The organism is Luteimonas sp. A482, from assembly GCF_054072655.1.
The window spans coordinates 52085-67029 of sequence record NZ_JBSVRO010000006.1; the positions used below are offsets into that span (position 1 = coordinate 52085).

At 67.3% G+C, this 14945-nt stretch carries 14 protein-coding genes; 11 read left to right on the plus strand and 3 right to left on the minus strand.

What is annotated here, in order from left to right; all coding sequences use genetic code 11:
• Positions 1-443 precede the first annotated feature (443 nt).
• The 9 genes from ACW5DW_RS14890 to ACW5DW_RS14930 all read left to right on the plus strand — a co-directional run bounded on the left by ACW5DW_RS14890 (position 444) and on the right by ACW5DW_RS14930 (position 5075).
• Positions 444-1163 (plus strand): hypothetical protein, encoded by a 720-nt coding sequence (locus tag ACW5DW_RS14890; protein WP_457019957.1) that lies wholly within the window; start codon positions 444-446, stop codon positions 1161-1163.
• Positions 1160-1801, plus strand: coding sequence for a hypothetical protein (locus ACW5DW_RS14895; RefSeq protein WP_457019958.1), 642 nt, complete (start codon positions 1160-1162; stop codon positions 1799-1801). The genes ACW5DW_RS14890 and ACW5DW_RS14895 overlap by 4 nt, the downstream gene beginning before the upstream one ends.
• A gap of 122 nt (positions 1802-1923) precedes the next feature.
• On the plus strand, positions 1924-2160 hold the full coding sequence (locus ACW5DW_RS14900; RefSeq protein ID WP_457019959.1) for a hypothetical protein: 237 nt from the start codon (positions 1924-1926) through the stop codon (positions 2158-2160).
• A gap of 418 nt (positions 2161-2578) precedes the next feature.
• Positions 2579-3007, plus strand: coding sequence for a VOC family protein (locus ACW5DW_RS14905; RefSeq protein ID WP_457019961.1), 429 nt, complete (start codon positions 2579-2581; stop codon positions 3005-3007).
• A gap of 51 nt (positions 3008-3058) precedes the next feature.
• Positions 3059-3484 (plus strand): hypothetical protein, encoded by a 426-nt coding sequence (locus ACW5DW_RS14910; RefSeq protein ID WP_457019962.1) that lies wholly within the window; start codon positions 3059-3061, stop codon positions 3482-3484.
• A gap of 183 nt (positions 3485-3667) precedes the next feature.
• Positions 3668-4219 carry a DUF1294 domain-containing protein gene (locus ACW5DW_RS14915; RefSeq protein WP_457019964.1) on the plus strand — a complete coding sequence of 184 codons (552 nt, stop codon included), beginning with the start codon at positions 3668-3670 and terminating at the stop codon, positions 4217-4219.
• 95 nt (positions 4220-4314) lie between these two features.
• The gene (locus ACW5DW_RS14920; RefSeq protein WP_457019966.1) at positions 4315-4494 is read left to right on the plus strand and encodes a hypothetical protein; all 180 of its coding nucleotides are present in this window, start codon (positions 4315-4317) and stop codon (positions 4492-4494) included.
• A gap of 7 nt (positions 4495-4501) precedes the next feature.
• Positions 4502-4660: a hypothetical protein gene (locus ACW5DW_RS14925; protein ID WP_457019967.1), complete on the plus strand. Its 159-nt coding sequence runs from the start codon at positions 4502-4504 to the stop codon at positions 4658-4660.
• Between the two features lie 55 nt (positions 4661-4715).
• A complete protein-coding gene (locus ACW5DW_RS14930) occupies positions 4716-5075 on the plus strand; it encodes a VOC family protein (RefSeq protein ID WP_457019969.1) in 360 nt (119 codons plus the stop codon).
• 10 nt (positions 5076-5085) lie between these two features.
• On the opposite strand, the gene ACW5DW_RS14935 is transcribed toward ACW5DW_RS14930, so the two are convergent.
• The 3 genes from ACW5DW_RS14935 to ACW5DW_RS14945 all read right to left on the minus strand — a co-directional run bounded on the left by ACW5DW_RS14935 (position 5086) and on the right by ACW5DW_RS14945 (position 11439).
• Positions 5086-5574, minus strand: a complete 489-nt coding sequence (locus tag ACW5DW_RS14935; RefSeq protein WP_457019971.1) for an NUDIX hydrolase — start codon at positions 5572-5574, stop codon at positions 5086-5088.
• Positions 5575-5779: 205 nt separating this feature from the next.
• Positions 5780-9094 carry a PAS domain-containing hybrid sensor histidine kinase/response regulator gene (locus tag ACW5DW_RS14940; RefSeq protein ID WP_457019972.1) on the minus strand — a complete coding sequence of 1105 codons (3315 nt, stop codon included), beginning with the start codon at positions 9092-9094 and terminating at the stop codon, positions 5780-5782.
• A 134-nt stretch (positions 9095-9228) separates the two neighbouring features.
• Positions 9229-11439 (minus strand): TonB-dependent receptor, encoded by a 2211-nt coding sequence (locus tag ACW5DW_RS14945; RefSeq protein WP_457019974.1) that lies wholly within the window; start codon positions 11437-11439, stop codon positions 9229-9231.
• A gap of 167 nt (positions 11440-11606) precedes the next feature.
• Here ACW5DW_RS14945 and ACW5DW_RS14950 point away from each other — a divergent pair, with 167 nt between their 5' ends.
• On the plus strand, positions 11607-13010 hold the full coding sequence (locus ACW5DW_RS14950) for a GntP family permease (protein WP_457019976.1): 1404 nt from the start codon (positions 11607-11609) through the stop codon (positions 13008-13010).
• A gap of 144 nt (positions 13011-13154) precedes the next feature.
• Positions 13155-14936, plus strand: a complete 1782-nt coding sequence (locus ACW5DW_RS14955; RefSeq protein WP_457019977.1) for a DUF1800 domain-containing protein — start codon at positions 13155-13157, stop codon at positions 14934-14936.
• Positions 14937-14945: the final 9 nt, after the last annotated feature.

The following is a 14945-nucleotide window of genomic DNA, read 5'->3' on the forward strand; positions in this document are numbered from 1 at the left end:
CCGGCACCGCGATATCTCTTATGGCCGCGCGTCCATACGGTATAACGCCGAGTCTTGGGCCAACGGGCTCGAGCGGGGCCAAGCTCCAAGCCACCAAGCCACTGAAACCGCGGAAGGTTCGCGCATTGACCGTGTCTGCGCGGCCAGCCAGAATCGGGTTGTACAGACCGAATCGGGTTGAATTAACACCCCAAGTGCAACACCCCTGAGATCTCGTGCATGCGCTCCCTCGGGCTGGTGGCGCGGACGTGATGGACAAGTGGCAGGCGCAGCGCGATGCGTAAGCCGTGCCACACCGCCCACCCCCGCCGTTATTCGGCTGCTCGCAGTTGCAGTCCACCTGGCGATCTCACTGGGACGGGCCCGACGCCTACCGCCTATCAAGTGCGTCGGACGTTTGCTGCGTCGCGGCGCGCGGTGACACAACGCCGCAGCCGCGTTCTATGATTGCGTTTCCAGGGAGCGGGGGAGAGGCAATGGGACGGAAGGTTCTGTATTGCGGCGTGGCGGGACTGAGCTGCGTCATGTTGCTGGCAACGCAGGTGGCTTCCGCGCAGGTTCGCAGCGCCTCGCGCCATGCCGTCGAAGAGCAGGCGCAGGCAGAGCGCGGCCAGGAGCAGCGCATCATGGAGCGGTACGACGCGCGCGAGCTGGAAGCGATGATGGAGCTGGGCAACGGCAGCCTGCGCGGAGTCATGGGGTACTCCATCAAGCCGGGGCGCTCGCTGGCGCGGATGCTCAGCCGCGCCGCCACTGCGGTGGCCGATCGGGAGTGGGTGTTCCTGCTGCCCATGACGGCTCATGTGGAGGCTTGGCATGACGCCTACGGCCTGAGCTTTTCCAGCCATCACCTGCGCAAGCTGCATCCGGATATCTGGAAGTACGCCGGGCGCGTGCGAACGGACCGCGAGGGCAACTTCGAATTCGCCGGCCTCAAGCCGGGGCGCTACCTGGTGTGGGCCGAGTTTCCGGTGACGTTCGAAACCGAGCGCCACGTGGATACCGGGCGGCGCAGCGTTTCGTATTCGCCGGCCTTTGGGTCCGGCAGCATCGATCCCGTCTACCGGCGGGAGTTCGGCACCCAGAGCGGCACGGTGACGCCGGGGCAGCTGGTCACGGTGAGGGAAGGCGCCGCCACCACCTTCCGGCCGCTGGTGGAATGACCGCGCGGTCCGCGGCGCCAGGCCAGCAAGGGCGCGGCGCATTGGATCAGGAATCAGGGAGAGACACGATGGATTTGCGGGCACGGCTGCGCCGGCGCGGCGCGTTGGTGGCGGGGCTGTTGATGGGAATGTCGACAGGCTTGCCGCTGGCCACGATGGCACAGGATGCCGACCCACTGACCAGCAGACAGCTCAAGTGCAATCCCGCGGCCGACCTGCGCTGCTGGTATCTGGTGGGTGGCATGGGCGAAGCGCCGCAGCGCGTGGCCTTCGTTGCACGCAACGTGGATGCACTCTCCGCTGGCATGCGCAGGATCGAGTACATCCAGGTAGTGGAGCAGGCCAGCCATCCACATCGCTTCTACATGTGGGATCTGGAGGTGGACTGCAACGCCGGCCGCTTCCGGGTGCTGCGCGACCAGGTGGGCAACGCCAACGGCACGGTCACCGACGATCCGGTGGAAAGCGACCAGTGGCAGGCATTCGGTGAGGGCCGGTTCGGAGAAGTGAACGCGCGGCCGCTTGCGTGCGCCGGCGGGGAGCCGCCTGCTGACGCCATGTTCGTGGGCAATGCCTATCGTGCGCCCGACATGATGCATCACTTCCGCAGCGTGTTCTGGGTCTCGGCGGGGCGCTGAGTGCCCTGGCCGCTCCTCGCGCCGGCTTACCTCACCTATGGTTCGGTGGCGCGTTACTCATTCAAGCCGATGTCGCTTCGCCGCGCGGCTTGATTCTGGTGTTTGACCGCTAGGACACATCTATGCCGATTGGGGAGATCGCTGGAGATGCGCTTGGCGGGGTTGCTCGTGTTCTTGGTCGGATCCTGTTCGAGATCTTCTTCGAGTTGATGATCAAAGGCGTGGGATATGTGCTACTTCGCAAGTTCCGGCCGAAGGCCGAGGCGAGTGAAGCGCAGTGCGCAGTCGTTGGACTGTTGTTCTGGGTGGCCGTTGCAGCAAGCGGATACTGGCTTTCCCGCCAGGCGGCAGCGGCCTGACCACTCATTCAAGTCGACACCGTTTTGCGGCGCGGCTTGATTCAAGCGTTGGCTATCAGGGGAAACATATGCGGAGATTGTTGTTCTGTCTGCTTTGGTTCGTGCTGTTTGCAGCTGTTGCGCTGACCGTGTCGGGAATCTTCGTTGCGTTGAGTGGCTGCCCTGAAACAGAAGATTTCTCTGTTGGATACGACTGCGGGAAGATGGCTTCGGAGCAGTTCATGGCCAGGTATCGTCTGCCGATTGTCGTTGGCGCCTTGCTACTTTCCATAGCGGGAACTTTTTTCAGCATCCTGCCGGGGACAAGGAATCGGTAAGTCCTCCATCGCATCTGATATCTACCAGGCGTCACGCACAGGGAACGCGCGATTGATTTCGGTCACCGGGCACAACAAGGCTGGTTTTTGCAGGTCTACGCATGAATCAAGCGATCGTCCACGTCTCACTCCTGGTCCGCGACTATGACGAGGCCATCGCGTTCTACGTCGGCAAGCTGGGCTTCCAGCTGGTCGAGGACAGCCCGCGGCCAGAGCAGGACAAGCGCTGGGTGGTCGTCGCTCCTTGCGGCGGTGCTGGCGCCAGCCTGCTGCTGGCTCGCGCCTCCACGCCCGAGCAGCTCAGGCTGGTCGGCGACCAGACGGGTGGGCGGGTCTTCCTGTTCCTGCAGACGGACGACTTCTGGCGCGACTACCATCGGCTTGCAGGCGCCGGCGTGGAGTTTGTACGCCCGCCGGCGGAGCAGCCGTACGGCACGGTCGCGGTGTTCCGCGATCTGTACGGCAACCTGTGGGATCTGCTGGAGTACAACGGGTCGGCACCGTATTGCGATGACGTCAGCCGACCCTGATCCCGCGCAGCGCTCGCGGCAAGGCGCGACGGCTGGACGGAACTACGATGCGTGTTCCCCCACGACGCCGAGGTGCTGGGCCTCGATGTCGGGCGCTGCTCAAGGAAACAGATGAACCGGATTCTCATGCTCGCGTTCGCGTGCCTGGCGAGCTTCAAGTTCCTGGCCGTGATGTCCGAGGGGGCCGAACCCCTCGCGGCGACGGTCTTCATGCTCATGTTCGGTTCGCCCCAGCTGCTCTGGGTTGCGCTGTGCTTCAAATGGATGGATCGCCCGTCCGAGACCAGGACGGGGGCGTGGGTCGCGGCCGCCTTTGTCGGCACTTCGGTCTTTTTCGGCTCCTTTCCGGGAACGGGTACGCCCAGCTGGGCCGGCGAAGGCCACTTCGAGGTTCCGGCAGCCTTCCTGATCGAGTGGCTGGTTTCCATGATCGGGGTCGCCGTGCTGTTCACCCGGCGGAGAAGGCTGGACGCCTGATCTTTTCTGCTGCGTCATGTGGACGGCATGCTCGGCAAAGCGCGGCGGTTGCCAGCCGGCGCGAGGCCGCTATGATCCGCCATCGCCGTGCTGCGCCCACGGCATCGGCCACCGGAGGAAGCAGCCGTGCGACTCGCAGGCAGGATCACCGACTGGAACGACGACAAGGGCTTCGGCTTTGTCATGCCCAACGGTGGCGGTGACCGTGCCTTCGTGCACGTCAATGAGTTCCAGCGTGGATCGCGCCGTCCTGTTTCCGGCGACCTGATCTCGTATCTTCCCGGCAAGGATGCGAAAGGCAGGCTGCAGGCGCGCCAGATACGGCATGCCGGCCAGAAGATCGAGACGCCGCGACAGCCGTCCCGCGTGCCACGGGCGGCGCTCGGGGTTGGCGCCCTGGCCGCCATCGCGGCGGCGGCCGCCCTTGGGGCGATTCCCGTGCTGATGGCTGTCGCCTGGTTCGCGGCGAGCGGCCTGGCCTGGCTGATGTACTCCTTCGACAAGGCGGCAGCGCGGCGCGACGCCCAGCGCACCCCCGAGAACAGCCTGCACCTGGTGAGCCTGTGCGGCGGCTGGCCCGGCGCACTCATCGCCCAGCAGCAGTTCCGGCACAAGACGGTCAAGCAGCCGTTCCAGTCGGTGTTCTGGATCACGGTGGTCCTCAATCTCGCCGCGGCGTGGTGGCTGGTTTCGACCGGCATGGCGGATGAGCTGGCGCGGACGTTGGGCGGATAGCGAGAACACGGGCGCACAGGCATGCGGAACTGCTTGCCCGTGCGCCCGGTCCGGATGCAGCATGGCCACCCAGGCTGGACACACGGGAGTCCGACATGCCCGACCTCGACGCGACCTTCGCCGCCCTGCCCGGCATCCTGCGCAAGCATGTCGCGGGCATGCCCTTGAGGACGGACGAGCCGCGTCATCTCTACATCGAGCTGCCGGCCGCCACTGCAAAGGCCAAACCGAAGTTCTTCGCCGCAGTGCAGACGAAGAAGGCCTACGTGAGTTAATCACCTGATGCCGGTTTACGAGAACCCGGAGCTGTTGGTGGATACCTCGGAGGCGCTTCGCAGAAGGATGCAGGGCAAGTCCTGCTTGAACTTCACCGCCGTGGATCCGGCGCTGTTCGAGGAACTCGATCGGCTGACCGGCAGATGCGCTGCGGCGGTCCGCTAGCCGGGCGCTCCAGGCTCTCGCCGCATCCCACTTATCGTCAAGTTCGGAGACCACCATGCCGAAACATGAAAAGATCGATTACGTCGAATACCCGTCGCGTGACCTCGACGCCACGAAGCGCTTCTTTAGACAGGTGTTCGGCTGGACGTTCGTGGACTACGGCCCCGACTACGTCGCCTTCTCCGGCGCGGGCCTCGACGGAGGATTTTACAAGGCCGAGCTGTCGGCGCGCACGGAGACCGGGAGCGCGCTTGTCGTCTTCTTCAGCGACGCGCTGGAGACCACGCTCGCCAAGGTGGTGGACGCCGGCGGCGATGTGGTGAAGCCGATCTTCGATTTCCCGGGCGGCCGGCGCTTCCACTTCATCGAACCCGGTGGCGGCGAGTTCGCCGCGTGGGCCGAGCCCGAGGGCTGATCGGGGTTCCCTAGATCCGCGACACGTTCCACGACACCATCCGCCCGTCGCGGTACGGCATCACGCCATGGAAGGCGCGTGGGTCATCGTCGAACACCAGCGGCAGGAACTGGCGATCGCCGTCCCACAGCGGCAGATCGAGGATGCGGTCGATCTCGATCCATTCGAGCGTGCCTTCCGGGTTCGAGGTGAACGCCTCGCCGGAATATCGCGTCACCACGAACAGGAAGCCGAACCAGTCCTCGCCCTGCTTGCCGAAGCCGGGCCAGCTGATCGTGCCGCGCAACTGCAGCTCGTCGCATTCGATGCCGGCTTCCTCGTGGATCTCGCGGCGCATGCCGGCGACGATGTCCTCGTCGGCTTCTAGCTTGCCGCCCAGTCCGTTGTATTTGCCCAGGTGCTGGTCGGCGGGCCGCGCGTTGCGGTGGACCATCAGCACGCGCTTGCGGTCTGGCGAGAGCACGTAGCCGAGGGTGGCGACGATGGGGGTGTAGGGCATGCGGGATGCTTCCGTAGGACGCGGGGGCGTTTCGGGAATTATCGCATCGACATACTGACTGTCGTTCCGCAGGAATGGGGACGCCGGGGACTGTCATTCCGGATGGGGAGATCTGCGGTGGAGCAGATCTCTCACTGCGTTCGAGATGACAATCTTCATTACAGTCGAGATGACAATCTTCATTGCATTCGCGATGACAGGCCGCCTATTGCCTACCTGCAAGCATCCGGTCGAGCACCGACTTCAGCGCCAGCGGGCGCACCGGCTTCTGCAGCAGCGACAGGCCCTGCTCGAGCGCGGCGCGGCGCACTTCGCCGCTGTCGTCGGCGCTGAGGATCAGGGCCGGCCGCGCGCCGTATCGCTCGGCCAGGCGCGCGTGCACGGCGATGCCGGTGTCGCCGTCGTCGAGGTGGTAGTCGAACAGCCACAGCGCTGCGGGCTGGCGCTGCAGCAGCGCTTCGGCGCCGACGCCATCGGCCGCGGCATCGACGGTGCAGCCCCAGGCCTCGAGCAGCCCACGCAGCGCAGCGAGCGCGGCGGGATCGTTGTCGACGATGAGGATGCGTTCGCCGGCCAGCCCCGGACGCGCCAGCGGCGCTTCGTGACGCTGCGCTGCGGCCACACGCGGCACGAGCAGCCAGAACGCGGTGCCCTGCCCCGGCCGGCTGGACAGGCCCAGCGGCGCATCAACCAGCCGCGCGATGCGGTCGGCGATGGCAAGCCCCAAGCCAAGCCCCTGCCCCGCTACGCCATCGCCGCGACGGAACTCTTCGAAGATCAACGCCTGCTGCGAAGGCTCGATGCCAGGACCGGTGTCGTACACCCCGATGCGCAACGCACTGCCGTCACGGCGCACGCCCAGCAGCATGCCGCCGCTGCGGGTGTAGCGCACGGCGTTGGCCAGGAAGTTCTGCAGCACGCGGCGCAGCAGCTGCGGATCGCCGTGCACCCAGGCCGCGGTGGGCACGTACGCGAACAACAGCCCCTCCGCTCTCGCCAGGGCGCGGAACTCGGACGCGAGCGGATCGAGCACCTCGGCCAGCGGAAAATCGCGCGGCTGCGGCACCAGCCCGCCTGCCTCCAGGCGCGACATGTCGAACAGGCCGGTGAGCAGGTCGGTGGTCGAATCCAGCGCGCCCCGCACCTGGCCCAGCGCGGCACGCTTGCCCGCGTCGAGCTGCTGCGACAGCGATTCGGTGAACAGCTGCGCGGCGTGCAGGGGCTGCAGCAGGTCATGGCCCACCGCGGTGAGGAAGCGGCTCTTGGCGTCGTTGGCGCGCTCGGCCTCGCGCCGCGCCTGGTCGAGGCTGGCGGTGCGTTCGGCCACGCGCTGTTCGAGCGTTTCGTTGCTGCGCTTGAGTTCGACCTCGGCGACGCGGAAGGCGGTGACGTCGGTGAACGTGGCCACGAAGCCGCCGTTGGGCATCGGGTTGCCGCGTATTTCCACCACGGTGCCGTCGGGGAAGCGGCGCTCGGCGACATAGGGCGTGCCCGCGCGCATGTGCTCAAGGCGCCGCTGCAGCTCGCGCTCCATGTCGACCGGGCCGAGCAGGCCGCGGCCGAGGTTCCAGCGCACCAGCTCGCCGACCGGCACGCCCACGCGCAGCATCTGCGGCGGGTAGTCGAAGCGCTCTGCGTAACGGCCGTTCCAGGCCACCAGGCGCAGCTCGCTGTCGACGACACTGATGCCCTGGCTCATGTTCTCCAGCGCCGCCTCGAGCAGGCGCTGGTTGAAGCGCAGGTCCTGCGAGGCCTCGCCGACGATTGCGGCGACGGTGTCGAGATCGGGGCCCGCCTCGCGGCGCGCGGCGTCGAGCAACAGTCGCGCCGAGGCGCTGCCCAGCACGGCCGCGAGTTCGCGTTCGAGCGTCGATTCGATGGCCGCCGGCACCGGCCCGCTGGGCGGCGCGCCGCGCAGCAACTCGTCCACGCGCTGCGCCGCCAGGAACCGGCGCCCCGCATTGCGCAGGGTCTGCAGGTCCGAGCCACGCGCCTCGCTGCGGTGCGGTGCGCTGCGTAGGCCGGCAAGCAATGCGGTGGTTGCGGTGCCGACGAACAGGCTGACCCCGACCGCGCGGCCGAGGCGACTCCAGCCGGTGAGGCCGAAGAGTGACTCCGGCGCCAGCCAGGCCAGGCCGAACGGGCCGTGCTGCACGAACGCATCGCCGGGCGCGATCATCGGCGGCAGCATCACCCAGGCCCAAGCGGCGAAACCCGTGGCGACGCCGGCCACCGCCGCGCGCGCCGGCGTCTGCGGGCGCCAGACCGCGAACGCGAGCGCCGGCGTGAGCGTGGCCAGCGCCGAGAACGACACCGCGCCCACGTCAGCCAGCGCCTCGTTGCCGCCCACCAGGCGCGCATAGGCCCAGCCGAGCAGCATGATCACCACGATGCCGGTCCGCCGCAGCAGCAGCAGGCCGCCGCGATGGTCGTCCGCGCGCCCGCGCGACCAGGCGCCACGCAGCAGGCCAGGCGCAAACCAGTGGTTGCCGATCATCAGGCTCAGCGTCAGCGTGGCCACGATCACCATGCCCGTGGCCGCGCTCAGTCCACCAAGAAAGACCAGCAGCGCGATCGCGTCGTTGCCCGCGGCCAGCGGCAGCGCCAGCGCGTACATGTCCGAGGGCACGCTGTCGCCCAGCAGCTGCGCGCCGGCACGCGCCAGCGGCAGCGCGGGGATCGCGATCAGCAGCAGGTACAGCGGGAACAGCCAGCGCGCGGTGCGCACGTGACGGTCGTCGCGGCACTCCACCACGCCCACGTGGAACTGGTGCGGCATGACGAACATCGCCAGCGCCCCCAGCAGCACCAGCGGGACGAAGCCGCCGGTCGCAGGCGGCGACGGCAGCGGCGCGGCGTCCATGCGCACCCCATCGAGGCCCAGCCAGACAAACCCTCCCAGTGCGAGCATCGCCAGCAGCTTGAACACCGACTCGAACGCGATCGCCAGCACCAGGCCGCGGTTGTGCTCGGTCGCGCTGGCCCGACGCGTGCCGAACACCATTGCGAACAGCGCCATCGCCAGCGCCACGTACAGCGCGCCGTCGCGCCAGGGCAGCGGCACTCCGGCCGAGGCCGCGTCGCTGGTGAGCGTGGCGAAGCTCTGCGTGATCGCCTGCAGCTGCAGCGCGATGTAGGGGATCACGCCCAGCGCCGCCACCAGGGTGACGATCGCAGCCAGCCACGCATCCTTGCCCAGGCGCGTGGCGATCAGGTCGGCCAGCGAGGTGGCGTTGGTCTCGCGCGCCAGCCGCACCAGGCGGATCAGGAAGAACACCGCCAGCGCGTAGAACGCGATCGCGCCGACGAAGGTGGGCGGCAGCGGCCAGCCGTAGCGGCCTGCCTGGGTGACGGTGCCGTAGAACGTCCACGAGGTGCAGTGCACCGCCAGCGAGAGCGCGTAGACGTGCTTCCAGTGGCGTGCGAGCACGCCCGTGCGGCGCTCGGCATACACCGCGATGCCGAACAGCAGCGCCAGCCACAGCAGCGACGCCGACACCACCGCACCGATGCTCAGCATCGCCTCCGCCCCTGCCCTGCCATCACCACGACCCTGACCCTACCGCGCGCGAGCATAGCGCGAAGGGCCGCGGACGGATCCGCAGCCCTTCTTCGTCCGGGATGACCGGTGACATCGCCTGCCCGCAGGGCCGCTCAGAAGTTGTAGCGGGCCGTCAGGCTGTACTGGCGCGGCGGGCCATAGAACCCGGTGAGCACGCCGAGGCCGGCGCTGACGAGGTTGTAGCCGGTGGTCCGGTATTCCTCGTCGGCCAGGTTGGTGCCCTGCAGCGAGAACGACCAGGCATCGTTGGCGCGCCAGATCACGCCGGCATTGACCAGGCCGTAGCCCTCCTGCCTGATCACCGGGCTCAGGTCGGTGGTGGGCCAGACCTCCGACTGGTAGGAATAGCCTACGCGCGCGGACAGGTTGCCGCCGTTGGCCAGGTCGGTGCGGTACTCCACGTTGATTGCGCCCGAGAACTCCGGTGCATTGGTGAAGTACTGCGTGTCGGCGATGTTGACCCCGCCGCTCATGAACTCGTCGTACTCCGCATCCAGCCATGCCAGGTTGCCGCTGATCAACCAGTGCTCGGTCGGCATGAACTGGTACTCGGCCTCGACGCCCGTCACCGTGCCCTTGCCGGCGTTGGTGAAGTCGCCGAAGAAGCCGCCACCCGGCAGCGCGGTGAACACCGACAGCTGGATGTCCTCGTAGATGTTGTGGAACGCGGCCAGGTTGAGGAACAGGCGCTGGTCGAGCAGACCCATCTTGGTGCCGATCTCGAAGCTGTCCACGCTCTCGTCGTTGAACGGTTCGCCCGAGCGCGGCACCGCCGTGGTGTTGGCGCGGATGTTGTAGCCGCCCGACTTGAAGCCGCGCGAGGCCGAGCCGTAGATCATCACGTCCGGCGTGAGCTGGTAATCCAGCGAGACCTTGGGCGATACGTTCTTGAAGTTGACGGTCTTGTCGAAGTTGGCCGCCACCACGCCATTGGGCACGGTGAACGTCGCATCGGTGTAGCCGATGTTGTAGGCGACCGCGTGCTTGTCCTCGTCGGTGTAGCGCGCGCCGACGTCGAGCTTCAGCCGGTCGGTCAGGTCGTGGGTCCAGTCGGCGTACAGCGCGATCGCCTTGGTGTTGACGTAGCCCTGTGTATCGCCGAAGGACAGATCGAAGAAGTTGTTGAGCACCTGGCCGCCGGCATCGCCGTTGAAGGCGTAGATGCCGACCACGCCGCGGCCGCGGCCGCCGGCGTCATAGTTGGCCTGCAGCTCATGGCTGACCTGCTGGTCGCTGTAGAACGCCTTCACGTCGGCGATCCTCTCCGGCAGCGTGTCGAAGTCGATGTTGGTTTCGGTGTCCGACTCGCGCTTGGCAACCACGTACTTGAGCGCCCAGTCCTCGCTCGGCCGCCAGTTGACGGTGGCGGAAATGCCCTTCATCTCGGTGTCGTTGACGTTGGGCATGCCGCTGCGGATGTCGTAGCGGTTGTCCATCGGCGCCCCGCCAGTCACCGGCACCAGCGGGTTGGTGTTGGGCGCCAGCATCTTCGCGCCGCGCACGCCCGACTGGTCGTCGATCCAGTCGAACGCGAACTGCACGTCGAAGTCTTCGTGCGAATACGCGCCCAGCTGCATGCGCAGCGCGTTGATCTCCTTGTCGCTCACGTCCTGGCCGTTGAACAAATTGGTGCCGTAGCCGTCGCGGTTCATGCTGGCGACCGCGACCCGGCCGCGCAGGCCACTGTCCTCGCCGCCAAGCGACCCGCCGATCCCCGCCTTGGCGTCGAGCTGGTTGTAGTTGCCCACGGTGATCGAGCCAAAGCCGGTTGTTTCGGTCGGCAGGCCGCGTGAGATGTACTTGATCGCGCCGCCAATGGTGTTCTTGCCGTACAGCGTGCCCTGCGGCCCGCGCAGCACTTCGATGCGCTCGACGTCGAACACGTCGAGCAGCGCGCCCTGCGGCCGCGCGATGTAGACGTCATCCAGGTAGATGCCCACGCCCGGGTCCACGCCCCACAGCGGATCGGCCTGGCCGACGCCGCGGATGTAGGCGGTCACGGTGCTGGTCGACCCGCGCGCGGCATAGATGGTCAGGTTGGGCACCTGCGCATCGAGGTCGCCGATGTCCTGGATGTTGAGCTTGTCGATCGTGTCGGCGGTGAACGCGGTGACCGCGACCGGCACGTCCTGCAGGGTCTCCTCGCGCTTGCGGGCGGTGACCGTGATCACGTCCAGGGTCGTGGCCGAAGATCGCGGCGCGGTGATCGTGGCGGCACTGTCCTGCGCCCAGGCGGCGGCGGGCGCGGCGAGGCCCAGGGCGATGGCCAGGCTCAGGCTGCTGGTTTTCAGATTGCGCTTCATCGATGCCCCTCCCAGGGATGCAAGGCGAACGGCCGCAGGGCCGCATGGCGCAGAGATTAGGGAGGCCGCGCATCCGGCGGCATCGTACCTTCGGACAATGGGCTGGCACCGCGCGTGTTGCCGACACTGGCTGCCGTTCCCGGGCGCCCTGCGCCGAAGGTCTGCACATGGATTTCCTGATCGTGCTCGGCGCGCTGTGCTTCCTGATGCTGGTGGCCTACCGCGGCCACAGCGTCATCCTGTTCGCGCCGGTGGCGGCGATGGGCGCGGTGCTGCTCAGCGATCCCACGCTGGTGGCACCGATGTTCACTGGCCTGTTCATGGACAGGATGGCCGGCTTCCTGAAGCTGTATTTCCCCGTCTTCCTGCTGGGCGCGGTGTTCGGCAAGCTGATCGAGATCTCGGGTTTTTCCCGCTCGATCGTGGCCGCGACCATCCGGGTGGTCGGCGCGAAGCGCGCGATGCTGGCCATCGTGCTGGTCTGCGCGCTGCTCACCTACGGCGGGGTGTCGCTGTTCGTGGTGGTGTTCGCGGTGTATCCGTTCGCGGCCGAGCTGTTTCGCCAGGGCGACATTCCCAAGCGGCTGATCCCGGGCACGATCGCGCTGGGCGCTTTTACTTTCACCATGGATGCCCTGCCCGGTACACCGCAGATCCAGAACATCATTCCCACCGCGTTCTTCGGTACCACCGCCTGGGCCGCGCCGGTGCTGGGCACGCTGGGCGGCGTGTTCATCCTGGTCGTTGGCATGACCTACCTCGAGTGGCGCCGGCGCGCAGCGCAGCGTGCGGGCGAAGGCTATGGCGATCCTGCCCTGTTGCTCAACGAGCCCGCGCCCTTCATGGGCGAGCGCCTGGCCCATCCGCTGGTCGCGCTGCTGCCGCTGCTGCTGGTCGGCGTGAGCAACCTGCTGTTCACACGCTGGATCCCGGCGCTGTACGGGACCAGCCACGCCTTCGTGCCGGCGGTGGTCGGCGACCCGGCGCCGGTGGTGCAGGAAGTGAGCAAGATCGCCGCGATATGGGCCGTGCAGGGCGCGCTGCTGGTTGGCATCGCGACGATCCTGGCGTTCGCGTGGAAACCGGTGTTAGCGAGCTTCGCCGAGGGCACGAAGTCGGCGATCGGTGGCGCCCTGCTGGCATCGATGAATACGGCATCGGAATACGGCTTTGGCGCAGTGATCGCGGCGCTGCCTGGTTTCCTGGTGGTGGCCAACGTGCTGAGCGCGATTCCCGATCCGCTGATCAACCAGGCCGTCACCGTGACCGCGCTGGCCGGCATCACCGGTTCGGCCTCGGGCGGCATGAGCATCGCCCTGGCGGCCATGGCCGAGACCTTCATCGCCAATGCCGACGCCGCCGGGATCCCGATGGAGGTACTGCATCGCGTCGCGTCGATGGCCTCGGGCGGCATGGACACCCTGCCCCACAACGGCGCGGTGATCACCCTGCTGGCGGTCACCGGCCTGACCCACCACCAGTCCTACAAGGACATCTTCGCGATCACGCTGATCAAGACCGCGGCGGTGTTCGTGATCATCGGAGTGTTCTACGCGACCGGGCTGGTGTGAGGCGAGGGGACGTCGCTTGTGGAGAGCCAGCAACCTGGCAATCCGGGACATACGCGCGCGAACGGAAACGGACTGTGGGCCCTGTCACAACCGGGCCCGGTTTGCGCCGATACTCTCCGCGCAGGGGATCAACAAGGAAATGTCATGGATCGAGGCCTCTCCCGGGGGGAGCGCGCCGCGCTTGAGCGCGCGCACCGCCAGCGTTACCGGCTTGCGCGGGCGCCGCGCTTCCAGGGCTTTCCCGAGCAGGCATCGGACGCCGCGCCCGCCAGCGCCGTTCCCTCGGTCGGGATGGAAAAGGCCTCGCCCAGGCGCCTGCTGACCCTGCCCACGCCACCCTTCGCCGTGCGCGTGCTCAACAACATGAGCCATGGCGCCACGCCCGAATCGGTCGCCGAGTTCAACGCTCTTGGCAGCAGTGACGTCGCGCGTCTGACCACGTGGGTCGATCGCCAGCTCAATCCTGCCGCCATCGACGACGCTGCCGTCGCCACGCGCCTGTCGAGCGCCGGCTACACCACGCTGGGCAAGACCCTTGCGCAGCAGTGGACCGAGCACGTGCGTGCCGACGTCGAGTACGCGGTGCGCATGCGCCCCGGCTGGGAAGTGCAGCGCGAGGCACTGGTTCGCGCGGTGTTTTCCAAGCGCCAGCTGTTCGAGGTCACCACCGCTTTCTGGCATGACCACTTCAACGTGATGGTCAGTGATTACGACTGCTGCCCGGTCTACGGCCACTACGACCGCGAAGTGATCCGCGCCAACGCGTTCGGCAACTTCCGCAAGATGCTCGAGGACGTGGCGCGCAGCACCGCCATGATGACCTACCTCGACAACAAGTCGAACCGGCGTTCGGGCCCGAACGAGAACTTCGCGCGCGAGTTGCTGGAGCTGCACACCTTCGGCGCGGAAAACTATCTCGGCTTCATGGATCCGTTCGAGGTGCCGCCCTGCCCTGAGGATCCGGACTATCCGATCGGCTACACCGACATCGACGTCTACGAGACCGCGGCGGCATTCACCGGCTGGTCGGTCAACAACAACCACTGGGAATTCACCCACGCCAGCAAGGACGACGGCGCCTTCTACTATCACGCCGACTGGCATGATTCCGGGCCAAAGTTCGTGCTGGGCCGTTTCATCTATCCCGAGCGGCCGGCGCTGCAGGACGGTCGCGACATCCTCGACCGCATCGCCAGCCACCCGCGCGTGGCGCGCTTCATCTGTCGCAAGCTGGTGCGCCGCTTCATCAGCGACGACCCGCCGCAGGCACTGGTCGACAGCGCCGCGGCGGTATTCCGCGCCAACTGGCAGGCGCCCGACCAGATCAAGCGCACGCTGCGCCACATCCTGCTGTCGGACACGGCCCAATACGCCTGGGGCCGCAAGACGCGGCGCCCGTTCGAGGCGCTGGCCGCGACGCTGCGCGTGCTTGGCTGCCAGTGGACCTACACCTTCGACGAGAACCGCAGCAACGACCTCAACTGGCGCCTGGGCTTCACCGGCCACCAGCCCTACGACTGGGCGGCGCCGAACGGCTATCCGGACGTGTCCACCGCGTGGTCCGGCGCCAGCAGCTTCGGCATGACCTGGAAGCTGCAGAACTGGCTGACCGAAACCAACAACGTGGCCGGCACCGGCAAGCTGCTGCCGCTGCTGGAGATCACCAGGGCCGGGCTGCCGCCCGCGCAGTGGACCGCGAACCGGCTGGTGGAATTCTGGTGCCGGCGCGTGCTGGGCTACCTGCCGACGGCCCAGCGCCTGGGCGTGCTGCGCCAGTTCATGGCGCAGAACGGCGACCCCGCGGGCTACGTGATCGAGGACACCAACGCATGGCAGCAGGGCGACCTCAAGCGCCACTACAACCACGAGCGGCTACGCAGCATGGTGTCGCTGATCCTGATGTCGCCCGAATTCCTGAGCCGCTGAGGACGAGAC